The sequence below is a fragment of the Streptomyces sp. NBC_01283 genome (assembly GCF_041435335.1).
Lineage (GTDB): Bacteria > Actinomycetota > Actinomycetes > Streptomycetales > Streptomycetaceae > Streptomyces.
In genome coordinates this window covers 5,846,629-5,871,485 of the sequence record NZ_CP108430.1, presented here as the reverse complement: position 1 = coordinate 5,871,485, position 24,857 = coordinate 5,846,629, and the positions used below count along the sequence as shown (strand labels likewise).

At 70.8% G+C, this 24,857-nt stretch carries 18 protein-coding genes; 7 read left to right on the top strand and 11 right to left on the bottom strand.

The genetic code is table 11. The features are described 5' to 3' along the window. Window positions 1-2 precede the first annotated feature (2 nt). From OG302_RS26735 to OG302_RS26705, 7 genes are all read right to left on the bottom strand, one after another. The gene (locus OG302_RS26735; protein WP_371529089.1) at window positions 3-1,415 is read right to left on the bottom strand and encodes a S28 family serine protease; all 1,413 of its coding nucleotides are present in this window, start codon (window positions 1,413-1,415) and stop codon (window positions 3-5) included. Window positions 1,416-1,544: 129 nt separating this feature from the next. Next, the gene (locus tag OG302_RS26730) at window positions 1,545-1,940 is read right to left on the bottom strand and encodes a hypothetical protein (RefSeq protein WP_371529088.1); all 396 of its coding nucleotides are present in this window, start codon (window positions 1,938-1,940) and stop codon (window positions 1,545-1,547) included. Between the two features lie 120 nt (window positions 1,941-2,060). Further along, window positions 2,061-5,819, bottom strand: a complete 3,759-nt coding sequence (locus OG302_RS26725; protein WP_371529087.1) for an ABC transporter ATP-binding protein — start codon at window positions 5,817-5,819, stop codon at window positions 2,061-2,063. Window positions 5,820-5,919: 100 nt separating this feature from the next. Continuing rightward, a complete protein-coding gene (locus tag OG302_RS26720; RefSeq protein WP_371529086.1) occupies window positions 5,920-6,858 on the bottom strand; it encodes a serine hydrolase in 939 nt (312 codons plus the stop codon). 254 nt (window positions 6,859-7,112) lie between these two features. Continuing rightward, window positions 7,113-8,798 carry a thiamine pyrophosphate-binding protein gene (locus tag OG302_RS26715; protein WP_371529085.1) on the bottom strand — a complete coding sequence of 562 codons (1,686 nt, stop codon included), beginning with the start codon at window positions 8,796-8,798 and terminating at the stop codon, window positions 7,113-7,115. Next, window positions 8,795-9,775: an agmatinase gene (speB, locus tag OG302_RS26710; RefSeq protein WP_344528986.1), complete on the bottom strand. Its 981-nt coding sequence runs from the start codon at window positions 9,773-9,775 to the stop codon at window positions 8,795-8,797. Before speB ends, OG302_RS26715 begins: the two co-directional genes overlap by 4 nt. Window positions 9,776-9,861: 86 nt before the next feature. Then, window positions 9,862-11,331 carry a sodium:solute symporter gene (locus tag OG302_RS26705; RefSeq protein ID WP_371529084.1) on the bottom strand — a complete coding sequence of 490 codons (1,470 nt, stop codon included), beginning with the start codon at window positions 11,329-11,331 and terminating at the stop codon, window positions 9,862-9,864. A gap of 171 nt (window positions 11,332-11,502) precedes the next feature. Between OG302_RS26705 and OG302_RS26700 the strand changes: the two genes are divergently transcribed. Further along, window positions 11,503-13,032, top strand: coding sequence for a PucR family transcriptional regulator (locus OG302_RS26700; RefSeq protein WP_371529083.1), 1,530 nt, complete (start codon window positions 11,503-11,505; stop codon window positions 13,030-13,032). A gap of 160 nt (window positions 13,033-13,192) precedes the next feature. Next, window positions 13,193-13,981 (top strand): phosphatase, encoded by a 789-nt coding sequence (locus OG302_RS26695; RefSeq protein ID WP_371529082.1) that lies wholly within the window; start codon window positions 13,193-13,195, stop codon window positions 13,979-13,981. On the opposite strand, the gene OG302_RS26690 is transcribed toward OG302_RS26695, so the two are convergent. The 4 genes from OG302_RS26690 to OG302_RS26675 form a co-directional block, all read right to left on the bottom strand. After that, window positions 13,965-14,954 carry a cation diffusion facilitator family transporter gene (locus OG302_RS26690; protein ID WP_371529081.1) on the bottom strand — a complete coding sequence of 330 codons (990 nt, stop codon included), beginning with the start codon at window positions 14,952-14,954 and terminating at the stop codon, window positions 13,965-13,967. The two genes, OG302_RS26695 and OG302_RS26690, sit on opposite strands and share 17 nt — an antisense overlap. Before the next feature lie 52 nt (window positions 14,955-15,006). Beyond that, window positions 15,007-15,885 carry an acyl-CoA thioesterase gene (locus tag OG302_RS26685; RefSeq protein WP_371529080.1) on the bottom strand — a complete coding sequence of 293 codons (879 nt, stop codon included), beginning with the start codon at window positions 15,883-15,885 and terminating at the stop codon, window positions 15,007-15,009. Between the two features lie 24 nt (window positions 15,886-15,909). Continuing rightward, window positions 15,910-17,067, bottom strand: a complete 1,158-nt coding sequence (locus OG302_RS26680) for an acyl-CoA dehydrogenase family protein (protein WP_361836168.1) — start codon at window positions 17,065-17,067, stop codon at window positions 15,910-15,912. A gap of 118 nt (window positions 17,068-17,185) precedes the next feature. Continuing rightward, the gene (locus OG302_RS26675) at window positions 17,186-17,776 is read right to left on the bottom strand and encodes a TetR/AcrR family transcriptional regulator (protein WP_361836171.1); all 591 of its coding nucleotides are present in this window, start codon (window positions 17,774-17,776) and stop codon (window positions 17,186-17,188) included. A 117-nt stretch (window positions 17,777-17,893) separates the two neighbouring features. Between OG302_RS26675 and OG302_RS26670 the strand changes: the two genes are divergently transcribed. The 5 genes from OG302_RS26670 to OG302_RS26650 all read left to right on the top strand — a co-directional run bounded on the left by OG302_RS26670 (window position 17,894) and on the right by OG302_RS26650 (window position 24,804). Continuing rightward, window positions 17,894-19,510, top strand: a complete 1,617-nt coding sequence (locus OG302_RS26670; RefSeq protein ID WP_371529079.1) for a carboxyl transferase domain-containing protein — start codon at window positions 17,894-17,896, stop codon at window positions 19,508-19,510. A gap of 52 nt (window positions 19,511-19,562) precedes the next feature. Beyond that, the gene (locus tag OG302_RS26665; RefSeq protein WP_371529078.1) at window positions 19,563-21,509 is read left to right on the top strand and encodes an acetyl-CoA carboxylase biotin carboxylase subunit; all 1,947 of its coding nucleotides are present in this window, start codon (window positions 19,563-19,565) and stop codon (window positions 21,507-21,509) included. Continuing rightward, window positions 21,506-22,477 carry a hydroxymethylglutaryl-CoA lyase gene (locus tag OG302_RS26660; RefSeq protein WP_371529077.1) on the top strand — a complete coding sequence of 324 codons (972 nt, stop codon included), beginning with the start codon at window positions 21,506-21,508 and terminating at the stop codon, window positions 22,475-22,477. Before OG302_RS26665 ends, OG302_RS26660 begins: the two co-directional genes overlap by 4 nt. Window positions 22,478-22,483: 6 nt before the next feature. Further along, window positions 22,484-23,638, top strand: coding sequence for an acyl-CoA dehydrogenase family protein (locus OG302_RS26655; RefSeq protein ID WP_371529076.1), 1,155 nt, complete (start codon window positions 22,484-22,486; stop codon window positions 23,636-23,638). Between the two features lie 128 nt (window positions 23,639-23,766). Further along, window positions 23,767-24,804: an ABC transporter substrate-binding protein gene (locus OG302_RS26650; protein WP_371529075.1), complete on the top strand. Its 1,038-nt coding sequence runs from the start codon at window positions 23,767-23,769 to the stop codon at window positions 24,802-24,804. Window positions 24,805-24,857: the final 53 nt, after the last annotated feature.

Below are 24,857 nucleotides of genomic sequence, written 5' to 3'. Positions count from 1 at the left end.
CGTTACGGCCGCAGCGTCATCTGCTTGTGCTCGTCCTTGCGGTCGAGCTTCGCGTCGTACGGAGCCAGCGGCTTGGGAGAAGCCGAGGTGGAGACGCCGGCCCAGGCCTGGATCCGCTCCGTCGCCTTGGCCTTCTCCGCCGGGACGAGACCGGCGACGTTCGCGCCGTGGTTGGCCCCGGGAGCGGTGAAGACGTACGAGTCGTGCTTCGCGCCCTTGGCGGGACGGAACGGCTCGGCACCCCATGGGTCGTTCGCGCCGTAGACGTACAGCATCCGCTGCGCGTTGTGCCGCACCCAGCGGTCGACGTCCTTCATGGCGCCCGACTGGAACTTCATCGGGATGTCACGCGGCACGAAGTTCCGCGGCGGCTGGTAGCCGTAGCGGCTCAGGTCGCCGAGCCAGGGCTGCTTGATGTCGGGCGAGCCCAGCTGCGTACCGGCCTGGTAGTAGTACGGCGTGTACGGGGTCAGGCCCTGGTCGGTGTAGGAGGACCAGCCGCCCACCGCGTCGACGTAGTCGAAGATCACCTGGTCCGAGGAGGACTTGGCGTCGGGGACGTCGGCGCACGCGGACTCCGGCTGGTACTGCCAGAAGCCCCACACCAGGTCGAGGACGACCGCCTCGTACGCCTTGTCGAGGTTGCCGACCGTCTTGAAGGTGTAGTCGCCCGCCTCGGCGAAGGCGGCGTACTTCTTCTCCAGCGGCTCGCGGCGCACGAGTGCCTCGCGCTGCACGGCCTCCAGCTTGGCCCTGCACTCCTTGGTGCCGACGGTCTCGAAGAACTTGTCGTAGCGCGAGTCCTCCTTGTTCACCACGTCGTTCGGGGCGACGTACGCGACGACGCCGTCCATGTCACGCGGGTAGAAGCGCTCGTAGTACGTGGCCGTCATGCCGCCCTTCGAGCCGCCGGTGGCCACCCACTTCTTGTCGTAGAGGGGCTTCAGCGCCTTGAAGATGCGGTGCTGGTCGCTCGCCGCCTGCCAGATGTCGAGCTTGGACCAGTCGGCCGGCTGGGGACGGGACGGCGTGAAGTAGCGGTATTCCAAGGAGACTTGGTTGCCGTCGATGATCCGCGTCGGCTCGCTGCGGCTGGGGTTCGTGGAGACCCCGTAGCCGCTGGTGAAGAAGGCCGTGGGGCGGGCGGTGTCCTTGTGCAGGACCGTCAGGCGCTGCTTGAAGGTGCCCTTGGAGGGGTGCCGGTGGTCGATCGGCTGGGTGTAGTTGAGGACGAAGTAGCGGTAGCCGGTGTACGGCTTCTCCTCGATCAGGCTCATGCCCGGTATCGCGAGGAGTCGGTCCTTGATGTCGGTGGCCCGCGGTTCGGCGGCGGTGGCCGCCCCTGCCGCACTCGCCGTGCCGACGGTGCCTATGAGCACCACCAGCGACAGAAGCCATCTGAGCGCCTTGCGCATGCACTCTCCCCATAAGTTCACGGTTGCGTCCGCCGGAACTTATCGGAGCAACTCGCTCACTACTAGGGGCTCTTGCGTCACACCAGAACGCAGTACGTCACAAAGGGGGCATCCGTAGCGGCATCGCCCTCAGCAGAGGATCCAGCCCGAGCTGATGCCCCCCGCGCCCACCGCGCCCTTCACCCACACGCACCGATGCCCGGCGTGCACCGTGACCGGCCCCGCCTGGCGCGTGTAGCGGCCCTTGTCCCTGGCCGGGCGGTTGCCGCGGGCCTGGACGCTGACGGACATCGTCTTGCGGGCGCCGGGGCGCTTGGCGACGGTGACGGCGCAGATGTAGCCGCGGCTCTTGTAGACGAGGATCTTGCCGGTGCTGAAGGAGAGGGTGCGCACCTTGTGTCCGGCGCAGCGTCCGGACGACGGCTGCGCCTGCGCCGCACCGGCGCCCGCGACACCCAGCATGAGGGCAGCCGTGAGGACGACGGCGCCGAGCGCAAGGCTCCGCCGTATTCGACCACTGCTCACCGGTATCCCTCCCGACACATCCGCATCAGCGTACTGATGTACGGACGCCGACCGTAGGGCGCCCGGTTGCGCGACCGCCCCGATTCGTTCACCGGCATGATCCATATGTGAGGCCGCCCGCTAGGCGGCCGACGGCTCCGCCTCCCCGACGAACGTCCGCCACAGGGTCGCGTACCGGCCGTCGAGCGCGAGCAGCTCCTCGTGCGTGCCGTCCTCCGCGACCCGGCCGTGGTCCATCAGGATCACCCGGTCCGCGCGGGCGGCCGTGGTGAGGCGGTGGGCGACGACGAGGGTGGTGCGCTTGCCCGCGATGCGGTCGGTCGCCTGGTTGACCTGCGCTTCCGTGGCCAGGTCGAGGGCGGCGGTCGCCTCGTCGAGGAGCAGGATGTCCGGGTCGACGAGCTCCGCGCGGGCCAGGGCGATGAGCTGGCGCTGTCCTGCGGAGAGGTTGCGGCCGCGCTCGGAGACCTCGTGGAGGTAGCCGCCGTCCAGGGTGGCGATCATGTCGTGCGCGCCGACCGCGCGGGCCGCGGCCTCCACCTCGGCGTCGGTGGCGTCGGGCCGCCCGTAGGCGATCGCGTCGCGCACCGTGCCCGCGAAGAGGTAGGCCTCCTGCGGGACGACGCCGAGGCGGTGGCGGTAGGCGGTGATGTCCAGGGACCGCAGGTCCGTGCCGTCCACCGTCACCCGGCCGCCGGTCGGGTCGTAGAACCGGGCGACGAGCTTGACCAGCGTCGACTTGCCCGCGCCGGTCTCGCCGACGAAGGCCACGGTCTGCCCGGCGGGAATCCGCAGGCTTACGTCGCTCAGCGCCTCCTCCGGTTCGTCGGCGGAGCCGTACGCGAAGTCCACGTCCTCGAAGGCGATCTCGCCGCGCAGGGACAGGACGTCGAGCGGCTCGTCGGCGGCCTTGGTGGAGGTCGGCTCCCGGAGCAGTTCCTGGATGCGGCCGAGCGAGACGGTGGCCTGCTGGTAGCCGTCGAAGACCTGGGAGAGCTGCTGGACGGGGGCGAAGAACAGGTCGATGTAGAGGAGGTAGGCGACCAGGGCGCCGGTCGTGAGCGTGCCCGCCTCCACGCGTCCCGCGCCGACCATCAGGACCGCCGCCGCGGCGACCGCCGAGAGCAGCTGCACGAACGGGAAGTAGATCGAGATCAGCCACTGCCCGCGGATCCGGGCCTTGCGGTAGTCGGCGCTGGCCGCGGCGAACTTCTCGCCGCCCGAGCGCTCGCGCCGGAAGGCCTGCACGATGCGGAGCCCGGCGACGGACTCCTGGAGGTCGGCGTTGACCACCGAGACGCGCTCACGCGCCAGCTCGTACGCCTTGACGCTGGAGCGGCGGAAGAAGAACGTGCCGATGATCAGCGGCGGCAGCGTCGCGAACACGACGAGCGCGAGCTCCACGTCGATGACGACGAGCGCGACCATGATGCCGAAGAAGGTGACGACGGAGACGAAGGCGGTGACGAGCCCGGTCTGCAGGAAGGTGGACAGGGCGTCCACGTCCGTGGTCATCCGGGTCATGATGCGCCCGGTCAGCTCCCGCTCGTAGTAGTCGAGTCCGAGCCGCTGGAGCTGGGAGAAGATCTTCAGACGGAGGGAGTAGAGCACTCGCTCGCCCGTCCGTCCGGTCATGCGCGTCTCGGCTGTCTGCGCCGTCCACTGCACGAGCACGGAGAGCAGCGCGAGTGCGGAGGCCGCCCACACGGCACCGAGCGCGAGCTGGGAAACGCCTTCGTCGATGCCGTGCCGGATCAGGACGGGAAGCAGCAGGCCCATGCCCGCGTCGACGACGACCAGGAGGAGCGAGAGCAGCAGCGGCTTCCCGAATCCGGCGAGGAGGCGGCGCAGTCCGTACGACTCCTCCGGGGTGACCGCGCGTGCCTCGTCGATGCCGGGGGTGTCGGTGGCCGGGGGCAGCGCTTCGACCTGCGCGAGGAGTTCGGGCGTCGCGGGCATCCCGGACATCGCTGGATCTTTGGCGGCCTTGGTCTCCCGGTCGCCGACCCACAGCTGCGGGGTGATGCCGCGCTCGGCGTCGAACTCGGCGTCGAGCTCGTCGCGTACGGAGGTGTCCTCGGGGAGTTCGACCGGGACCGCGTGGCCGGGCGAGACGCCGCCGAGCTCGTCGGGGTCGGTGAGGAGGCGCCGGTAGAGCGGGGAGTTCTCCGTCAGCTCCTCGTGCGTGCCGATGGCCGCGAGCTTGCCGCCGTCGAGTACGGCGATGCGGTCGGCGAGGTTGAGGGTGGAGCGGCGGTGGGCGATGAGGAGGGTCGTGCGCCCTGCCATGACCTCGCGCAGGGCCTCATGGATCTCGTGCTCGACGCGCGCGTCCACCGCGGACGTCGCATCGTCCAGTACCAGCAGCCGGGGGTCGGTGAGGATGGCGCGGGCGAGCGCGACGCGCTGGCGCTGGCCGCCGGAGAGGGTGAGGCCGTGCTCACCGACGGTGGTGTCGTACCCGTCGGGCAGCTCGGACACGAAGCGGTCGGCCTGGGCGGCGCGGGCCGCGGTCTCGATCTCCTCCTGGGTGGCGTCCGGCTTCCCGTACGCGATGTTGGCGCGGATGGTGTCGGAGAAGAGGAAGGAGTCCTCGGGCACGAGCCCGATGGCGGCCCGCAGCGAGTCGGCCGTCAGCTCGCGGACGTCGTGCCCGCCGATGAGGACGGCGCCGTGCGTCACGTCGTAGAAGCGGGGAAGCAGCAGCGAGACGGTGGACTTGCCGCTGCCCGAGGTGCCGACGACGGCTAGGGTCTCGCCGGGCCGGATCTCGAAGGAGAGGCCGTCCAGGACGGGGCGGCTGTCCTCGTACGCGAAGGAGACGTCGTCGAACTCGACGGTCGCCGGGGCGTCGGCGGGCAGCTCCTTGGTGCCGTCCTTGAGCGTCGGCTCGGTGTCGATGAGCTCCAGGACGCGCTCGGCGCCCGCGCGGGCCTGCTGGCCGACGGTGAGGACCATGGCGAGCATGCGCACGGGGCCGACGAGCTGGGCGAGGTAGCTGGAGAAGGCGACGAAGGTGCCGAGCGTGATCTGTCCGCGCACGGCCAGCCAGCCGCCGAGCGCGAGCATCGCGACCTGCCCGAGCGCGGGCACGGCCTGCAGGGCGGGCGTGTACTTGGAGTTCAGCCGGATGGTGCGAAGGCGCCCCGCGAAGAGCTTGCGTCCGACCTCCCGGAGCTTCCCGGTCTCCTGGTCCTCCTGGCCGAAGCCCTTCACGACGCGTACGCCGGAGACGGAGCCGTCCACGACTCCGGCGACGGCGGCGGCCTGGGCCTGCGCGTACCAGGTGGAGGGGTGCAGGCGGCTGCGGCTGCGCTTGGCGATGAACCAGAGGGCGGGGGCCACGGCGAGCGCCACGAGGGTCAGCGGCACGGAGAGCCACGCCATGATCACGAGGGAGATCACGAAGAGCAGGATGTTGCCGATGGTCATCGGCAGCATGAAGAGCAGGCCCTGGATGAGCTGGAGGTCGCTGGTGGCGCGTCCGACGACCTGGCCGGTGGACAGCTCGTCCTGCCGCCGTCCGTCGAGCCTGGTGATCGTCCCGTACATGTCGGTCCGCAGGTCGTGCTGGACGTCGAGGGCGAGCCGGCCGCCGTAGTAGCGGCGGATGTAGGTGAAGACGTAGACGAGGGCGGCGGCGCCGATGAGTGCGCCGGCCCAGGGCCCCATGGACCGCGTCTTGTCACCGATGACGTCGTCGATGATCACCTTGGTGATCAGCGGGACGAGCGCCATGACGGCCATGCCGGCCAGCGAGGACCCGAGCGCGAGCACGACGTCCTTCGGGTACCGCCACGCGTACCCGGTCAGCCGTTTGCCCCAGCCGGATTTCTCCGCCTCGGCCCCACCCCGTTGCTCCACCACGTGCTGCCTCATCCCGTCGACCCGTCGACCTGACCTGCCGAGAGGCCCAACGCGGCGGGATGCGGATTTCATCCCGCCGCAACAAAGAGGGGTCTGAGGTCCTAGGACCCCGTCAGCTGCCGGGGACCGCCACGAACGCCTCCCGCGGCGTGTCCGTCGGGGCGTAGCGCCCGGCCGCGGAGGCGCTGGGCGTCAGGTCCTTGTGGACGGCCTTGGCGACGCCCTGGATGGTGGCGACGCCGTAGTTCATGGTGCTGTTGCCGTGGGTGAGCACGGAGAGGGTGTAGTCGTGGCCGCCGCCCTTGAACGCGCCGATGCTGTGCACACGCCAGCCGTGCGTGGACCGCTGCAGCCAGCCGTTCTTGACGTGGATCTTGACGCCGGACGGCGCGCCCGCCGGAGTGCCCCAGCGCTGCGAGGAGACGACCTTGTTCATCAGCTTGAGGATGTAGGCGCGCGCGTTGTCGCTCAGGACGGAGTTCTGGGCGGTGACCAGGGCGAGGAGCTTCTGCTCGTCGGCCGCGTTGATCCGGGTCAGGCCCCAGTAGCCGCCGGATCCCGGCACCGTGTTCGTCATCTTGGCGGCCCGGAGGAACGCCTTGATCTTCCCCGTGCCGAGCTGACTCCAGAGCTTGCTGGTCGCCGCGTTGTCCGACTTGGTGATCATGGAGTAGGCGAGGTCCGACTCACGGGCCGACAGCTTCCGGTCGGTCTTCTTCGCGTCCCACAGGAGCGCCGCGAGGACGGTCACCTTGACGACGCTCGCCGAGTCGAAGGAGGTGCCCGCGCGCAGCGTGCAGGTGGTGCCCGTGGTGCGGTCGCGGAGGCCGACCGCGACGGTGCCCTTGCGGTTCTTGAGCGCCGCCGTGATGTCCTTCGTGAGCTTGGCGGCCAGGCCGGACTGCGCGGAGGTGCAGGTGACCTGCGGTGCCGCCGCGGCGACGGCGGGCGTCGCGACGGAGGCCGTACCGAGCGGCACGAGTACTCCGGCGGCGAGGCCCGCCGAGAGCACGCGGGCACGCCTGGATATCCCGGATACCGGGTGCTTCATGGAGTTTCCCCATCCCCTTGGTTCTGTACGAGCCCCAGAGAGCCCGTACGAGTGCGCCCCCCGGCACACTCACCCCGCATGACTCACGAGTACCGGTGAAAAGTTGCACGACTTGGGAACAGATGACCGATCTGTGACCAGCCCGTGTCCGGATGATCCCTACGGACTGCAGAAAAGTCCCGGCGTCACCCGCTGTTCACGGTGTGACGCCGGGAATTTCTTGCAATCAGCCCAGCCTCCGGATCAGCCCGGCCTCAGAGGTGCGTCGGCTCGAACATGCGCAGCACCGCCGGGAGCACGACGACCGAAGGGCCGGGAGCCGCCAGCGCCTTCGCGAGGTCGTCCCGCAGGCTCTCCGGGGTCGTGCGGACCCCAGGCACCCCGAAGGACTCCGCGAGCGCGACGAAGTCCGGCCGGGAGAGTTCCGTGGCCGTGGGCTCCCCGAACGCGTCGGACATGTACTCCCGGAGGATGCCGTAGCCCCCGTCGTCCACGATCAGCCAGGTGACCGGCAGGTCGTGCTGCTTGGCCGAGGCCAGTTCCGCGAGGGAGTACATCGCGCCGCCGTCACCCGAGACGGCCAGGACCGGCTTCGAGGGGTCGGCGGCAGCCGCGCCGATGGCGGCCGGGAAGCCGTACCCGAGGCCGCCCGCGCCCTGCGCCGAGTGCATGGTGTTCGGGTGCCGCGCGTCGAAGGCGGACCAGGCCCAGTAGGCCAGGATCGTCATGTCCCAGAAGGACGGCGCCGCGTCCGGCAGTGCCTCGCGCACCGCGGCGAGCACCTGCTGCTCCAGGGTGAGCTCCTGGGCGGCGATCCGGTCCCGGACCTTGGTGAGCACGGCACGAACCCGCTCGGGGGCCGAGGCGTCCTCGCGGGGCGTGTCGATCGTCTCCAGGAGGGCCGACAGCGCGAGCCGTGCGTCCGCGTGGATGCCGAGCGCCGGATGGTTGGACTCCAGCTTCCCGGCGTCCGCCTCGATCTGGATGACCCGGCCGCGCGGCTTGAACGTGTGGTAGTTCGAGGAGAGTTCGCCCAGGCCCGAGCCGACCACCAACAGGACGTCCGCGTCCTCCAGGAAGTCCGTCGTGTACCGGTCCTCCAGCCACGACTGGAGCGACAGCGGGTGCTCCCAGGGGAACGCGCCCTTGCCGCCGAAGGTCGTGACGACGGGCGCGTTCACGAGTTCCGCGAGAGCGAGGAGCTTGCCGGAAGCATCCGAACGCACGACGCCGCCGCCCGCGATGATCGCCGGACGTTCGGCGCGCGAGAGCAGGTCGGCGGCGACCGCCGTCAGCTCGGGGCGCGGGACGACCTCTTCCGGGGTCGCGTCCATGGCGGTGACGACGGGCAGGGTCGTCTCCGCGAGCAGCACGTCCTGCGGGATCTCCACCCACACCGGGCCGTGCGGGGCGGTGAGCGCCGACTCCCAGGCCGCCGCGATCGCGGAGGGGATCTGCGAGGCCGTGCGGACCGTGTGGACGGACTTCACGATGTCGCGGAATGACGCCTGCTGGTCGCGCAGCTCGTGGAGGTAGCCGTGCCGGCCGCCGCCCAGGCCCGCCACCGGGATCTGGCTGCCGATCGCGAGCACGGGCGAGGAGCCCGCCGCCGCCTCCTGGAGCGCGGCGAGCGAGGTCAGCGCACCGGGGCCGGTGGAGAGCAGCAGCGGGGCCACCTCACCGGTGATCCGGCCGTACGCGTCCGCCGCGAAGCCCGTGTTGTTCTCGACGCGCATGCCCACGTACGACAGGGACGAGCGGCGCAGGGCGTCGAACATGCCGAGCGCGTGCTGGCCGGGGAGCCCGAAGACCGTCGTCGCGCCGAGGCCCTGGAGGGTCTCCACGACGAGGTCGCCGCCGTTGCGCCCGGCGGGCGGGTTCAGGGCCGCCTCCTTCTGCGCGTCCGTGGGCCGCAGGACTACGTCGTGGTCGTGCGTCACTTGGCCGCCCGCCCCTCCGCGATCTGGCGGGACATGATCGTCGTCAGCTCGTACGCGGTGTGCGAGGCGGCGACGGCCGTGATCTCCGCGTGGTCGTAGGCGGGGGCGACCTCGACGACGTCGGCCGAGACGAGGTTGCAGGAGGAGAGCCCCCGCAGGATCTCCAGGAGCTCGCGCGACGTCATGCCGCCGGCCTCCGGGGTGCCGGTGCCGGGCGCGTGGGCCGGGTCCAGGCAGTCGATGTCGATCGAGATGTACAGCGGGCGGTCGCCGATGCGCTGGCGCAGCTGGTCGGCGACCTCGTCGGCGCCGCGGCGGTAGATGTCCGCCGAGGTGACGATGCCGAAGCCCATCTTCTCGTCGTCCGTGAGGTCCTGCTTGCCGTACAGCGGGCCGCGCGTGCCGACGTGGGAGAGCGCCTCGGTGTCGAGGATGCCCTCCTCGACGGCACGGCGGAACGGCGTGCCGTGGGTGTACTCGGCGCCGAAGTACGTGTCCCAGGTGTCCAGGTGCGCGTCGAAGTGCAGCAGGGCGACCGGGCCGTGCTTCTTGGCGACGGACCGGAGCAGCGGCAGGGCGATGGTGTGGTCGCCGCCGAGCGTCATCATGCGGGCACCCGAGCCGAGCAGATCGTCCGCGGCGGCCTCGATCGTCTCGACCGCCTCGTTGATGTTGAACGGGTTGGCGGCTATGTCGCCCGCGTCCGCGACCTGGGCGAGCGCGAAGGGCGAGGCGTCCTGCGCGGGGTTGTACGGGCGAAGGAGGCGCGAGGCCTCGCGGATCGCGTTGCCGCCGAAGCGGGCGCCGGGGCGGTACGAGACACCGGTGTCGAAGGGCACGCCGACCACGGCGATGTCCGTCTTGCCGCCCACCTCGTCGAGGCGGGGCAGCCGGGCGTAGGTCGCCGGGCCCGCGTACCTCGGGACGCGGGAGGAATCGACCGGGCCGCGGGGGGTCGGGGTCTCGGCGCTGCTCATGGTCGGTTTCCTCCTGCTGGTACGAGTGCTGCTGTGCTGCTGGGACAAGTGTCGCGCGGCCCACCGACAGCGGGCCGCGCGCATGGCTAGACGGCCACCGGCGTTTCCGGTTCCGCTTCTTCGGACCCCCGGCCCGCGAGCCGCTCGCGCCAGGCCGCGAGGACCGAGGCGTCGGTGGGCTTCGTGGCGAGGGAGACGACGACGTACACGCCGAGAGAGATCAACAGGCCGTAGTAGATCGGCTCGTTGGCGAGGATTCCGTACCCCCACATGAGCCCGACGACGGAGAGCCCGCCGGCGACGATGGCCGCGAGCGCGCCCTCGGCGGTGCCGCGCTTCCAGAGCAGCCCGCCGAGGATCGGCACGAGAAGACCGGCGACGAGCAGGTTGTAGGCGACGGTCAGCGCCTGGACGACGTCGTTGAGTGCGATGGCGATGCAGACGACGCCGATGCCCATGATCAGGATGAAGAGGCGGTTGCCCTTCACCTCGTCGTGCGGCTCGTCGCCTGCCCCGTCGGACTTCACGACGCCCCGCAGCCGCGACCAGATGTCGTTGTTGGCGACGGTGGCGCAGGCGATGAGTGCTCCGGAGGACGTGGACATCACGGCGGCGAGGGCCGCGGCGAGCACCAGGCCTCGTACGCCCATGGGGAGCTCGTCCTTGACCATCGTCGCGAAGGCCGCGTCGGCGCTCGGCAGCTTCGGGTACATGACCTTGGCGGCGGTGCCGATGACGGCGCCCGCGATGGCGTACACGAGACAGTAGGTACCGGCGACGGTTCCGCCGTAGCGGGCGACCTTGTCGCTGCGCGCGGTGAAGACGCGCTGCCAGATGTCCTGCCCGATGAGCATGCCGAACGTATAGATCAGGACGTACGTGAAGATCGTCTCGCCGCCGATGCCCAGCGGGTCGAAGTACTCGGTGGGCAGCTTGGCCTTCATCTCGCTGAAGCCGCCGGCCTTCACGACCGCGATGGGCAGCAGCAGGAGCAGCACGCCGATGGTCTTCACCACGAACTGCACCATGTCGGTGAGCGTGATGGACCACATGCCGCCGAGCGTCGAGTACGCGACGACGATCGAGCCGCCGAGGATGATCGCGATCGTGCGGTTCATGTCGAAGATGACGTCGAAGATCGTGGCGTACGCGATGGTCGAGGTGACCGCGAGCATCAGCGTGTACGACCACATGACGACCCCGGAGATGATGCCCGCGCGTCCGCCGTAGCGGAGGTCGAGCATCTCGGAGACGGTGTAGACCTTCAGGCGGGCGATGCGCGCCGAAAAGAAGACACTCAGCGCGAGCAGGCCGAGGCCGATCGTGAAGACCATCCAGGCGCCGGAGAGCCCGTACTGGTAGCCGAGGCCGACGCCGCCGATGGTGGACGCGCCGCCGAGGACGATGGCGGCCATGGTCCCGGAGTACATCCACGGTCCGAGGCGGCGTCCGGCGACCAGGAACTCGCTCTTGGACTTGGCGCGGCGCATGCCCCACCAGCCCATGGCGAGCATGCCGGCGAGATAGACGACGATCACTGTGTAGTCGACGGCCATAGGGCCCTCCTTCGCGCACCTCGGTGGCGTGTCGTGCAGATGGGGGTGGGGGGGGTGGCAACGACCGGCCGCGGGGACATCCGCCCGTACCCGCGGCCTGGGGTCGGCACGACCTTAGGTGGCCGGAAAGCAACGCTGAAGTGTACGTTTCATCCATTCCCCGTGATCGATATGGATGGAACATCCACCGTGCCGGACCCCGCAGCACCGTCAGGCCCCTCCGCGCCTCCTCCGACCCCGCCGGTCCCGCTCACCGCGCTGCTCGCCCGGGAGGAGCTGGGCCTGCGCCAGATCGCGGGCCCCGACGCCGGGGAGAGCGGGGCGGCCGTCCAGTGGGTGCACACATCGGAGATGGCGGACCCGTATCCGTATCTCCTGGGCGGCGAGCTGCTGTTGACGGCGGGCGTGCACATCACCGACCCGGTGGGCGCGGGCGTGTACCTGGACGACTACGTGGCACGGATCGTGGAGGCGGGCGGCGCGGCCCTCGGCTTCGGTGTCGCACCGGTGCACGACACGGTGCCGCGCGCCCTGGTGACGGCCTGCGACCGCTACGGTCTACCGCTCCTTGAGGTGCCGCCGCGCACGACGTTCAGCGGGGTCGCCCGCGCGGTGTGGCGGCTGGTGGCGGAGGCCAGGCACGCGGAGCTGCGCCGCGTGACGGAGGCGCAGCAGGGCCTCGCCACGGCCGCCGCCCGCCCCGACCCGGTCCCGGCGGTGCTGCGCCAGCTGGCGGCCCGCCTGGGCGGCTGGGCGGCGCTCTACGCCCCGGACGGCGCGGTGCTCCACACGGTGGGGACGGCTCCGGGAGCGGGGGTGCGGCAGGCGGTGCACGACCTCTCCGAAGTCGTCCGCCCGTCGGGGCGCCCCGGCCCGGCCCCCGCCTCCGCGACCGACTCCGTGGGCGGCACGCACCTCGCCGCGTACGCGCTGGGCGGCGGGCAGGGGTTCGCGCTCGGGGTCGCCGCCGAACACCGTGAACCCGGGGACCACACCATCACCGGGGTGGCCGTCGTGCTGCTCTCGCTCCTGACCGGGAAACACCAGGGTGCCGCCGACTCCGTACGCTCGGCGGCTCTCGTACGGCTGCTGCTCGGCTCGGCGGTGGGCGATGTCGCGCCTCTCCTGGGGGCCGAGGAGTGGACCGTGGTGCACGCGCGCGGGGACGCCGGCAACGACCCGGTGGCACACTCCGTCGCCGCCTCCGCGCTGGCCGCCGCGCTGGGCAGCGGCCTGGTCGACGCGGACGCGGGACAGGACCTCGTACGGCTCCTGCTCCCCGCCGGCCGCGAGCTCACCGGTCAGGAGGGCTGGACCCTGGGCGCCTCCGCCCCCGCCGCCACCGGCGACCTGCCCGCCGCCGAGGCCCAGGCGGACCGCGCCCTGCGCCGCGCCGAGGCCACCCGGACGCCCCTCGTCAGGCACCGCGAGGCGGGCATCGCCGCCCTGATCGCCCCCGAGGAGGCCACGGCCCACGCGCGCGTGCTGCTGGCCCCACTGGGCGGCAACGAGGCCCTGACAGGAACCCTGCGCACCTGGCTCTCCCTGCACGGAAGCTGGGACCGCACGGCGACGGCGCTGGGCGTACACCGCAACACGGTCCGGCAGCGCATCACGCGGTGCGCGGCGCTACTGGGGTCGGACTTGGACGACCCGGACGTACGGATGGAACTGTGGTTCGCGCTGAGTAGAGACCGCTAGGGGGCGCCCCCGAAGGGGCGTGGGGAACTGCGCGACCAGCCACAGCCGGCCCGCAGACAAGGAAGAACCCACCCCGCCCAAGCCAAACGCAGTGCACCTCACAGGTCCATGCTTCGGGACTGCCCGCCACCAGCCGGTTACCGACGGCAGAATAGGGACCATGTCCATACCCAGCCGTGCCGCGCTCGTCGACCACCTCGTCCGTACCCGCATCGCGGGCGATGTCGCCACGCCCCGCGAGAACAACCTCAGCCACTACCGGAAGCTCGCGAACGGCGACCGCCACTACTGGCTCGGCCTGGAGCTCGGCGACCGCTGGACCGACGAGCAGGACGTCCTCGCGGTGATGGCCGAGCGGTGCGGTGTCATCGACGACGACGCGTTCCGGCACGGGCAGGACACCATCGACCCGGAGCTGACGGTCGACGCCCTGGAGCGGATGGCGGCGCGCCTCCGTAAGGCGGCGGCCGGCAAGGAGAGGGTCCTTTTCGCCACCGGCCACCCCGGGGGCCTGCTCGACGTGCACCGTGCGACGGCCGCCGCCCTGCGCGCGGCGGGCTGCGAGATCGTCGTCATCCCGGAGGGTCTCACCGCCGACGAGGGCATGGTCTTCCAGTTCGCTGACGTGGCGATGCTGGAGCGCGGCGCGACCCTGTGGCACACGCACTCCCCCGAGCCGATGAACGCGATCCTGGACGGCCTGGAGCGCGAGGGCCGCCCGCTGCCGGACCTGGTCGTCGCCGACCACGGCTGGGCGGGACGGGCGGGCCAGCGCGGCATCGACTCCATCGGGTACGCGGACTGCAACGACCCGGCGCTGTTCATCGGCGAGGCCGAGGGCACCCTCCAGGTGACCGTCCCGCTGGACGACCACGTCACGAGCCCGCGCCACTACGACCCGATGACGGCCTACCTGCTGGACGCCGCCGGGCTCACGGCCACGGGCTGAGCCCTTCCTCGCGCCGCTGCGAGAAGCCCGGTGTGGGGTCCAGGTAGACCCGTCGTACGCCGGGAAAGCGCTCCCGCAGCCGCCGCTCGGCCTGTTCGCAGGCCCACTCGATCTGGGCCGCCGTGGAGGCGTCCCGGAAGTCGACCTTGGCGGCGACGAGCGCCTCGCGCGGCCCTTGGAGCAGCGTCGTCAGTTCGAGGACGGCCTCGATGTGCTCGGAGGCGAGCAGCACCTCGCGGATCTCCTTGCGCATCGGCTTCGGCAGGGGCCGCCCGATGAGGAGCTGGGCGTTGCTGCGGCCGAGCACCCAGGCGACGTACAGGAGGAGCGCGCCGATGCAGAGCGAGGCCACGCCGTCCCAGACGCCGGAGCCGGTGAGCTGCCCGCCGAGCAGTCCGCCCGCGGCGAGCACGAGACCGGCGAGGGCGGCGGAGTCCTCCAGGACGACGGCCTTCACGGCGGTGTCGGGCGTGTGGCGCAGATAGCGCCCGAAGGACGCCCCGAAGCGCGCCGCCTCACCGCGGGCCTGTCTGACGCCGGTGCGCAGTGAGTAGCCCTCCAGGAGGAAGGCGATGGCGAGCACGATGTACGAGATGAGCGGGTCGCCGAGCTCCTCGCCCGCCACCAGCGTGTGGATGCCGTCGTAGAGCGAGAAGACGGCGCCGCCGACGAAGGTGGCGACGGCCGCGAGCATCGCCCAGATGTAGCGCTCGGGGCCGTAGCCCAGCGGATGGTCCTCGTCGGCCGGCTTCTCGCTGCGTTTCAGGGCGGTGAGGAGCAGCACCTCGGTGACGGTGTCCGCCAGCGAGTGCGCCGCCTCGGAGAGCATGGCGCTCGACCCGCTGATGACACCGGCGACGGCCTTGGCGATCGCGATCCCGAGGTTGGCGACGGCGGCGACGATGACGGTGAAGGTGCTTTCGCCGCCGCTCTCGGGCGGCTCGGGCTGGCTGCTGTCGACCGGCTCACTCATGTATCGGACCGTATGTCCGATCACCGGCGGACGCGAACGACGCCTTCCCGAATCACCGGGGAACGCGGACGACGCCTTCCTGAATCACCGTCACCGCGAGCTGCCCGTCCTGCGTCCAGATCCGCGCCTGGCCGAGTCCGCGCCCGCCGGACGCCGAGGGCGACTCCTGGTCGTACAGGAGCCATTCGTCGGCCCTGAAGGGGCGGTGGAACCACATGGCGTGGTCGAGCGAGGCACCGACGACGTCACCGACCGCCCAGCCGCCCCGGCCGTGCGCGAGCAGCACCGAGTCGAGGAGCGTCATGTCGGAGACGTACGTGGCGAGGCAGACGTGCAGCAGGGAGTCGACCGTGTGGTTGCCGTAGTCGTCGAGTTTGCCGTTGGTGCGGAACCACACCTGGGAGCGCGGTTCGCGCGGCTGCCCGACGGTGGCCCAGGGCGGCGCGTCCACGTAGCGCAGGTCGACGGCCGCGCGGGCCTCGATCAGCCGCTCGGCGACATGGGCCGGCAGGTGACGCGGCAGCATCTCGGCGGCGGTCGGGAGCGTCTCCGGGGCCGGGGCCGCCGGCATTCCCGTCTGGTGCTCCAGGCCCTCCTCGTACGTCTGGAAGGACGCGGAGAGGTGGAATATCGGCTGCCCGTGCTGGACGGCGACGACGCGGCGCGTGGTGAAGGAGCGGCCGTCACGGATCCGGTCGACGGTGTAGACGATCGGCGCGCCCGGGTCCCCCGCACGCAGGAAGTACGCGTGCAGGGAGTGGGCGGGCCTTTCGGCGGGGACGGTGCGGCCGGCCGCCACCAGCGCCTGGGCGGCCACCTGGCCGCCGAAGACGCGCGGGACGAGCGCCGAGCGGCTCACGCCCCGGAATATGTCCTCCTCGATCTGCTCCAGGTCGAGCAGATCGAGGAGGGACTCAAGTGCCTTGTTCATGAATCAAGTTCTACAGGGCGATCTTTACAGGCCCATGTTCTTGGCGATGATCATCTTCATGACCTCGCTGGTGCCGCCGTAGATGCGGTTGACGCGGTTGTCCGCGTACAGACGGGCGATGGGGTACTCGTTCATGAAGCCGTAGCCGCCGTGCAGCTGGAGGCACTTGTCGATGACGCGGTGCGCGACCTCGGTGTTGAAGAGCTTCGCGGAGGCGGCCTCGGCGGCGGTCAGCTCGCCCGCGTCCAGGGCCTCCAGGGCGCGGTCGGCGACGGCCTCGGCCGCATCCACCTCGGCCTGGCAGGCGGCCAGCTCGAACTTGGTGTTCTGGAAGGAGGCGACCGTCTTGCCGAAGACCGTGCGGTCCTGGACGTACTCCTTGGCGAACCGGACAGCGGCCTTGGCCTGCGCGTACGCGCCGTAGGCGATGCCCCAGCGCTCGGAGGGCAGGTTGCTCCCGAGGTAGTAGAAGCCCTTGTTCTCCTCGCCGAGGAGGTCCTCGACGGGCACCTTGACGTCGACGAACGCCAGCTCGGCGGTGTCGGAGGTCTTCAGGCCGAGCTTGTCGAGCTTGCGGCCGATGGAGTAGCCCTCGGACTTGGTGTCCACGGCGAAGAGGGAGATGCCGAAGCGGCGGTCCTCGGCGGTGGGCGCGGACGTACGGGCGCAGACGATCACGCGGTCGGCGTGCACGCCGCCGGTGATGAAGGTCTTGGAGCCGTTGAGGACGTAGTGCGTGCCGTCCTCGGAGAGCTTGGCGGTGGTCTTCATGCCCGCGAGGTCGGAGCCGGTGCCCGGCTCGGTCATCGCCAGGGCCCACATCTCCTCGGCGGAGACGAACTTCTCCAGGTACCGCTTCTTCTGCTCGTCGGTGCCGAGCGCCTTGATGTACGGCAGGGCGAGCAGCACGTGGACGCCGGAGCCGCCGAAGGTGACGCCCGCGCGGGCCGTCTCCTCGTACTGGATCGCCTCGAACTTGTGCGAGTCGATGCCCGCGCCGCCGAACTCCTCGGGGACGCTGATGCCGAAGAGGCCCAGCTCGGCGAGCTTGTAGTAGAACTCGCGCGGCACCTGGCCGGCGGCGAACCACTCCTCGTGGACCGGGACGACCTCGGCCTCGATGAAGGCGCGCAGGGTCTCCCGGAACGCCTCGTGGTCTTCATTGAAAACGGTACGGCGCACGGAAAACTCCTTCGATACGACACCAGGCTCGGCCGAGCGCAACGCGACTAAGCGCTTGCTCAGGGCAACGTTACCCGTCGGTCACCGGACCGTCCAGAGAGAAGTCCTGTCGCTCCCGTCACGCCACCGCCGAAGCGAAGGCCCCGCGCGCCAGACCGTGCAGCAGCTCCGCCATGGCCGCACGGCTGGGCAGCGCGTCGCGGCGGCTCAGGTGGGGCGTGGAGTTGAGCAGCCCGAAGACCGCGTGCACGCAGACGCGGGCGGCGTTCTCGGCGAGGTCCGGATAGACCTTGCGCACGACGTCGACCCAGATCTCCACGTACTGCCGCTGGAGCTGGCGGACCAGCTTGCGGTCGGTGTCCCGCAGGCGGTCGAGCTCGCGGTCGTGCAGGGTGATCAGCGAGCGGTCGTCGAGGGCGAAGTCGATGTGCCCCTCGATGAGCGCGTCGAGCACCCGCTCCGGCGAACCGTCCGCTTCGGCCACACACCGTTTGCCGCCGGTCAGCAGCTGCCCGCTGATGCCGACGAGCAGCTCGGCGAGCATCGCGTCCTTGCCCGCGAAGTGGCGGTAGAGACCGGGTCCGCTGATGCCGACGGCGGCTCCTATCTCGTCCACTCCGACTCCGTGGAAGCCGCGCTCGGCGAAGAGCCGGGCGGCTTCCCTGAGGATCTGCTCGCGACGGGTGGGGGCGTCGGTTCTGGTGGCCATGGAATCAATTCTAGACAGGGCGGTTAGCGCTCGTTAACCTGAACGAAACGCGTTAACGCTCATTAACCACCGAGCGGACCGCGGCCATCGAGTGGACCGAGCAAGGGGGCTCGACTGATGCAGCCGGCACCAGTCCTTGCGAGCGCGGCCGATCCCGCGTCGCAGACCTGGCGGACGAACGAGGCGGGGCACCGCGCCCTGGTCGACGAGCTGCGGGCCAAGCTCGCGGCGGCCAGGCTCGGCGGTGGCGAGCGGGCCCGCGCCCGCCATGTCGCGCGCGGCAAGCTGCTGCCCCGCGACCGCGTGGACGCTCTGCTCGACCCCGGGTCGCCCTTCCTTGAGCTGGCACCGCTCGCGGCCGACGGTCTGTACGGCGGGGACGCACCGGCGGCCGGGGTCATCGCCGGCATCGGCCGGGTCTCCGGGCGGACCTGCGTGATCGTCGCGAACGACGCCACCGTCAAGGGCGGCACGTATTACCCCATGACGGTGAAGAAGCATCTGCGCGCCCAGGAGGTCGCGCTGGAGAACCGCCTCCCCTGCCTGTACCTGGTGGACTCGGGCGGCGCCTTCCTGCCGATGCAGGACGACGTCTTCCCGGACCGCGAGCACTTCGGGCGGATCTTCTACAACCAGGCGCGGATGTCCGGTGCGGGCGTCCCGCAGATCGCTGCCGTGCTCGGCTCGTGCACGGCGGGCGGTGCGTACGTCCCCGCGATGAGCGACGAGGCGGTGATCGTCCGCAATCAGGGGACGATCTTCCTCGGCGGCCCGCCCCTGGTGAAGGCCGCGACCGGCGAGGTCGTGACGGCCGAGGAGCTCGGCGGCGGCGAGGTCCACTCCCGGGTCTCCGGCGTGACCGACCACCTCGCCGAGGACGACGCGCACGCACTGCGCATCGTGCGGACGATCGTCTCCACGCTCCCCGACCGCGCCGAACTCCCGTGGTCCGTCCGCCCGGTGGAGGAGCCGAAGGTCGACCCCCTCGGGCTCTACGGAGCGGTACCGACGGACTCCCGCACCCCCTATGACGTCCGCGAGGTCATCGCGCGCGTGGTCGACGGCTCCCGCTTCGCCGAGTTCAAGGCGGAGTACGGCCAGACGCTGGTGACGGGCTTCGCCCACATCCACGGCCACCCGGTCGGCATCATCGCGAACAACGGCATCCTGTTCTCCGAGTCCGCCCAGAAGGGCGCCCACTTCATCGAGCTGTGCGACCAGCGCGGCATCCCCCTCGTCTTCCTGCAGAACATCTCAGGATTCATGGTCGGCCGGGACTACGAGGCGGGCGGCATCGCCAAGCACGGCGCCAAGATGGTGACGGCGGTGGCCTGCACGCGCGTGCCGAAGCTGACGGTCGTGATCGGCGGTTCGTACGGCGCGGGGAACTACTCGATGTGCGGCCGCGCCTACTCCCCCCGCTTCCTGTGGATGTGGCCGAACGCCAAGATCTCCGTGATGGGCGGCGAGCAGGCCGCCTCGGTCCTCGCGACCGTCAAGCGCGACCAGTTGGAGGCGCGGGGCGAGGAGTGGTCGGCGCAGGACGAGGAGGCCTTCAAGGACCCGGTCCGTGCCCAGTACGAGCAGCAGGGCAACGCCTACTACGCCACGGCCCGGCTGTGGGACGACGGCGTGATCGACCCCATGGAGACCCGGCAGGTCCTCGGCCTCGCCCTGACCGCGTGCGCCGAGGCACCACTGGGCGAGCCCGGCTTCGGCGTCTTCCGGATGTGAGGGGCGGACGATGAGCGACTTCCAGCAAGGGACCACCCCGGGGAGAGGGACGATGTTCGACACGGTTCTGGTCGCGAACAGGGGCGAGATCGCGGTCCGCGTCATCCGCACGCTGCGCGCGCTCGGCGTCCGCTCCGTCGCGGTCTTCAGCGACGCGGACGCGGACGCCCGGCACGTCCGCGAGGCGGACACGGCCGTACGGATCGGTCCCGCACCGGCCACCGAGAGCTATCTGTCCATCGAGCGCATCCTGGAGGCGGCGGCCCGGTCCGGCGCCCAGGCCGTCCACCCGGGGTACGGCTTCCTCGCCGAGAACGCGGAGTTCGCGCGGGCCTGCGAGGCGGCGGGTCTCGTCTTCATCGGGCCGCCCGCCTCGGCGATCGACCTGATGGGCGACAAGATCCGCGCCAAGGAGACGGTCGAGGCGGCCGGGGTCCCGGTGGTCCCCGGCTCGTCGGGCAGCGGCCTGACCGACGCCCAACTGGCCGACGCCGCCCGGGAGATCGGCATGCCGGTACTGCTCAAGCCGTCGGCGGGCGGCGGCGGCAAGGGCATGCGCCTGGTGCGGGACGCCGCGCTGCTCGCGGATGAGATCGCCGCCGCGCGGCGCGAGGCGCGGTCCTCCTTCGGTGACGACACGCTGCTCGTGGAGCGGTGGATCGACCGTCCCCGGCACATCGAGATCCAGGTACTCGCGGACGGCCACGGGAACGTGATCCACCTCGGGGAGCGCGAGTGCTCCCTCCAGCGGCGCCACCAGAAGATCATCGAGGAGGCGCCCAGCGTCCTGCTCGACGAGGCCACGCGCGCGTCGATGGGCGAGGCGGCGGTCCAGGCGGCGCGCTCCTGCGGCTATGCGGGCGCGGGCACGGTGGAGTTCATCGTGCCGGGCAAGGATCCGGCGTCGTACTACTTCATGGAGATGAACACCCGCCTCCAGGTGGAGCACCCGGTGACGGAGCTCATCACCGGCATCGACCTGGTGGAGTGGCAGCTGCGGGTCGCCGCCGGCGAGGAACTCCCGTACGCACAGCGGGACATCACGCTCACCGGCCACGCGATCGAGGCCCGCGTCTGCGCCGAGGACCCCTCCCGCGGCTTCCTGCCGTCCGGTGGGACGGTCCTGGCGCTGCACGAGCCGCAGGGCGACGGCGTGCGGACCGACTCCGGGCTGAGCGAGGGCACGGAGGTCGGGAGTCTGTACGACCCGATGCTGTCGAAGGTCATCGCGTACGGCCCCGACCGCCCCACCGCGCTGCGCAAGCTGCGGGCCGCGCTCGCCGGGACGGTCACCCTGGGGGTGCCGACGAACGCGGGGTTCCTGCGGCGGCTCCTCGCCCACCCGGCGGTGGTCTCCGGTGAGCTGGACACGGGCCTCGTGGAGCGCGAGGCGGAAGGCCTCGTCCCCGAAGGAGTGCCCGACGAGGTGTACGAGGCGGCGGCAGCCGTCCGCACCGCCACCCTCGAACCGGCCGGTGACGGCTGGCGGGACCCGTTCGCGGAGCCGAAGGGCTGGCGCCTCGGCGGCACCCCGGCCCCGCTGACGCACCACCTGCGCGTCCCGGGTCACGAGCCCGTCGCGCACATCGCGGGCGCCGGCCACCGCACCGTGGAGCCCGGCCGCGTCACGGTGCACGTGGACGGCCTCACCCACACCTTCCACCGCGCCGCCGACTGGCTGGGCCGGGACGGCGACGCCTGGCACGTCCAGGACTTCGACCCCGTGGCGGCGAGCCTCACCGGCGCCGCCCACAGCGGGGCCGACGCCCTCACCGCGCCCATGCCCGGCACGGTCACGGTCGTCAAGGTGTCCACCGGCGACCACGTGACCCAGGGGCAGAGCCTCCTGGTGGTGGAGGCCATGAAGATGGAGCACGTCATCTCCGCCCCGCACGCGGGCACCGTCAGCGAACTCGACGTCACACCGGGCTCGACCGTCGCCATGGACCAGGTGCTTGCCGTGGTGGTCCCCGACGAGGCGGAGGGAGACAAGGAATGACCACCGACGCCCGGACGCTCGGCCTCCCCATGACCGTCCCCACCCAGGATCTCCCGCCCCGCGTCCGCATCTACGAGGTGGGCGCACGGGACGGCCTGCAGAACGAGAAGGCGGTCGTCCCCACCGAGATCAAGGCGGAGTTCATCCGCCGCCTCGCCGCCGCGGGCCTCACGACCGTCGAGGCGACCAGCTTCGTGCACCCCAAGTGGGTGCCCCAACTGGCCGACTCCGAGCAGCTGTTCCCGCTGCTGCGGGACGTGCAGGGCGAGGGGACGAAGCTCCCCGTCCTGGTGCCCAACGACCGGGGCCTGGACCGCGCCCTGGCACTGGGCGCCCGCGGCATCGCCGTCTTCGTCAGCGCCACGGAGTCCTTCGCCAAGGCCAACCTCAACCGCACGATGGCCGAGGCGCTCGCCATGTCGGAGCCGGTGGTGGCCCGCGCGCGCGAGCAGAAGGTGCATGTGCGGGGCTATCTCTCCATGTGCTTCGGCGACCCGTGGGAGGGCCCGGTGCCCATCGCCCAGGTCGTCCGCACCGCGAAGGCCCTCCTGGACATGGGCTGCGAGGAGCTGAGCCTCGGCGACACCATCGGCGTGGCCACGCCGGGCCATGTCCTGGCCCTCCTGGCCGAGTTGAACGAGGAGGGCGTGCCGACGGACCGCATCGGCGTGCACTTCCACGACACGTACGGCCAGGCGCTCTCGAACACCCTCGCCGCCCTGCAGCACGGCGTGCGCACGGTCGACGCGTCGGCGGGCGGCCTCGGCGGCTGTCCGTACGCGAAGAGCGCCACCGGCAATCTCGCCACCGAAGACCTCGTATGGATGCTCGACGGCCTCGGCATCGAGACCGGCGTCGATCTCGGCAAGCTCACCGCCACGAGCGCGTGGATGGCCGAACAACTGGGCCGACCCAGCCCGTCCCGCACCGTCCGTGCCCTGACAGGCACCTCCCACCAGGAGCAGTGAAGAACGATGGATCACCGTCTGTCCCCCGAGCACGAGGAACTCCGCCGCACCGTCGAGGAGTTCGCGCACGAGGTCGTCGCCCCGAAGATCGGCGACCTGTACGAACGGCATGAGTTCCCGTACGAGATCGTCCGCGAGATGGGCCGCATGGGCCTGTTCGGCCTGCCCTTCCCCGAGGAGTACGGCGGCATGGGCGGCGACTATCTCGCCCTCGGCATCGCGCTTGAGGAGCTGGCGCGGGTCGACTCCTCGGTGGCGATCACCCTGGAGGCGGGCGTCTCGCTGGGCGCCATGCCGATCCACCTCTACGGCACGGACGAGCAGAAGCAGGAGTGGCTGCCCCGGCTCTGTTCCGGTGAACTCCTCGGCGCCTTCGGCCTGACGGAGCCGGACGGCGGCTCGGACGCGGGCGGCACGCGCACGACCGCGGTGCGGGACGGCGACGAGTGGGTGATCAACGGCTCCAAGTGCTTCATCACGAACTCCGGCACGGACATCACGGGCCTGGTCACGGTCACCGCCGTCACCGGCCGCAAGGCGGACGGCCGTCCGCTCATCTCCTCGATCATCGTGCCGTCCGGGACGCCCGGGTTCACGGTCGCGGCGCCGTACTCGAAGGTCGGCTGGAACGCCTCGGACACCCGCGAGCTGTCCTTCGCCGATGTGCGCGTTCCGGTGGCGAACCTCTTGGGTGAAGAGGGCCGCGGCTATGCGCAGTTCCTGCGGATCCTGGACGAGGGCCGGGTCGCGATCTCCGCGCTCGCGACGGGCCTCGCGCAGGGCTGCGTCGACGAGTCCGTGAAGTACGCCAAGGAGCGGCACGCCTTCGGGAAGCCGATCGGGGCGAACCAAGCGATCCAGTTCAAAATCGCCGACATGGAGATGCGGGCACACATGGCCCGGGTCGGCTGGCGGGACGCGGCGTCACGGCTCGTCGGCGGTGAGCCCTTCAAGAAGGAGGCGGCGATCGCGAAGCTCTACTCCTCCACGGTCGCCGTCGACAACGCGCGCGAGGCCACCCAGATCCACGGCGGGTACGGCTTCATGAACGAGTACCCCGTGGCACGGATGTGGCGCGACTCCAAGATCCTGGAGATCGGCGAGGGCACCAGCGAGGTCCAGCGCATGCTGATCGCCAGGGAGCTGGGATTCGCGGGATAACCACGCCCGCGGTGGGGAAGGCGAGCGCGGGGGCCACTGGACATCAGCTTAGGTTAGGTTAGCCTAAGCGCTAGTTCCGGCCAGTGGCCCCGCCGCGCCGCCGTCCTCACGAAAGCAGAGACCCTCATATGTCCCACGCCCGCTTCCCTCAGCCCTCCCGCCGCGGCATCCTCGCCGCCGGCGGTGCCCTCGGCCTCACGGCCCTGCTGGCAGCCTGCGGTGACGAGAAGAAGGACGGCGCGGGCAAGGAGAGCGCCGGCGACTCCGGCCCCTGGAGCTTCAAGGACGACCGCGGCACGACCGCCAAGAGCAAGGGCACCCCGCAGAACATCGTCGCCTTCACCGGCGTCGCCGCCGCCCTGTTCGACTACGGCATCGAGGTCAAGGGCGTCTTCGGCCCGACGAAGACCAAGGACGGCAAGGCCGACGTCCAGGCCGGTGACATGGATGTCAGCAAGCTGACGATCCTCGGCAACGAGTGGGGCAAGTTCAACATCGAGAAGTACGCGAGCCTCGCTCCCGACCTCCTCGTCTCCACGATGTTCGACACGGCGGGCACCCTCTGGTCCGTCCCCGAGGACAGCAAGGACAAGATCCTCAAGCTCGCCCCCAGCGTCGGCATCAGCGTCTACGACCGCCAGATGACCCAGCCCCTCCAGCGCCTCCTCGCGCTCGCCGAATCGCTCGGCGCGGACGTGAAGGCCGAGAAGGTCGTCAAGGCGAAGAAGCGCTTCGAGGCCGCCGCCGAGCGGCTGCGCAAGGTCGCCAAGGCGAACAAGGACATCAAGGTCCTCGTCGGCTCGGCGAGCCAGGACATCTTCTACGTCTCCGGCACGAACCTCTCCGCGGACCTGGAGTACTTCAAGTCCCTCGGCGTGAACTTCGTCGAGCCGTCCGAGGCCGCCAAGAAGGCGAGCGGCGGCTGGTTCGAGAACCTGAGCTGGGAGAACGTCAACAAGCACGCCGCGGACGTCATCATGATGGACAACCGCACCGCGACCATCCAGCCCGCTGACATCGAGAAGCCGACCTGGGCGAAGCTGCCCGCGGTCAAGGCCGGACAGGTCATCCCCCGCGTCACCGAGCCCATCTACTCGTACGACAAGTGCGCCCCGATCCTCGAGGACCTCGCCGACGCGATCGAGAAGGCCAAGAAGGTCAGCTGACACCGCTGAACCCCGCGCCCGAGCACAGCCCTCTCCGCATTCCGGAGGGGGCT

Coding starts and splice junctions, on each gene's coding strand:
- OG302_RS26735 (WP_371529089.1), bottom strand. CDS start 1,415: ATGCGCAAGGCGCTCAGATGGCTTCTGTCGCTGGTGGTGCTCATAGGC.
- OG302_RS26725 (WP_371529087.1), bottom strand. CDS start 5,819: ATGAGGCAGCACGTGGTGGAGCAACGGGGTGGGGCCGAGGCGGAGAAA.
- OG302_RS26720 (WP_371529086.1), bottom strand. CDS start 6,858: ATGAAGCACCCGGTATCCGGGATATCCAGGCGTGCCCGCGTGCTCTCG.
- speB (WP_344528986.1), bottom strand. CDS start 9,775: ATGAGCAGCGCCGAGACCCCGACCCCCCGCGGCCCGGTCGATTCCTCC.
- OG302_RS26705 (WP_371529084.1), bottom strand. CDS start 11,331: ATGGCCGTCGACTACACAGTGATCGTCGTCTATCTCGCCGGCATGCTC.
- OG302_RS26700 (WP_371529083.1), top strand. CDS start 11,503: ATGGATGGAACATCCACCGTGCCGGACCCCGCAGCACCGTCAGGCCCC.
- OG302_RS26695 (WP_371529082.1), top strand. CDS start 13,193: ATGTCCATACCCAGCCGTGCCGCGCTCGTCGACCACCTCGTCCGTACC.
- OG302_RS26690 (WP_371529081.1), bottom strand. CDS start 14,954: ATGAGTGAGCCGGTCGACAGCAGCCAGCCCGAGCCGCCCGAGAGCGGC.
- OG302_RS26685 (WP_371529080.1), bottom strand. CDS start 15,885: ATGAACAAGGCACTTGAGTCCCTCCTCGATCTGCTCGACCTGGAGCAG.
- OG302_RS26675 (WP_361836171.1), bottom strand. CDS start 17,776: ATGGCCACCAGAACCGACGCCCCCACCCGTCGCGAGCAGATCCTCAGG.
- OG302_RS26670 (WP_371529079.1), top strand. CDS start 17,894: ATGCAGCCGGCACCAGTCCTTGCGAGCGCGGCCGATCCCGCGTCGCAG.
- OG302_RS26665 (WP_371529078.1), top strand. CDS start 19,563: ATGTTCGACACGGTTCTGGTCGCGAACAGGGGCGAGATCGCGGTCCGC.
- OG302_RS26660 (WP_371529077.1), top strand. CDS start 21,506: ATGACCACCGACGCCCGGACGCTCGGCCTCCCCATGACCGTCCCCACC.
- OG302_RS26655 (WP_371529076.1), top strand. CDS start 22,484: ATGGATCACCGTCTGTCCCCCGAGCACGAGGAACTCCGCCGCACCGTC.
- OG302_RS26650 (WP_371529075.1), top strand. CDS start 23,767: ATGTCCCACGCCCGCTTCCCTCAGCCCTCCCGCCGCGGCATCCTCGCC.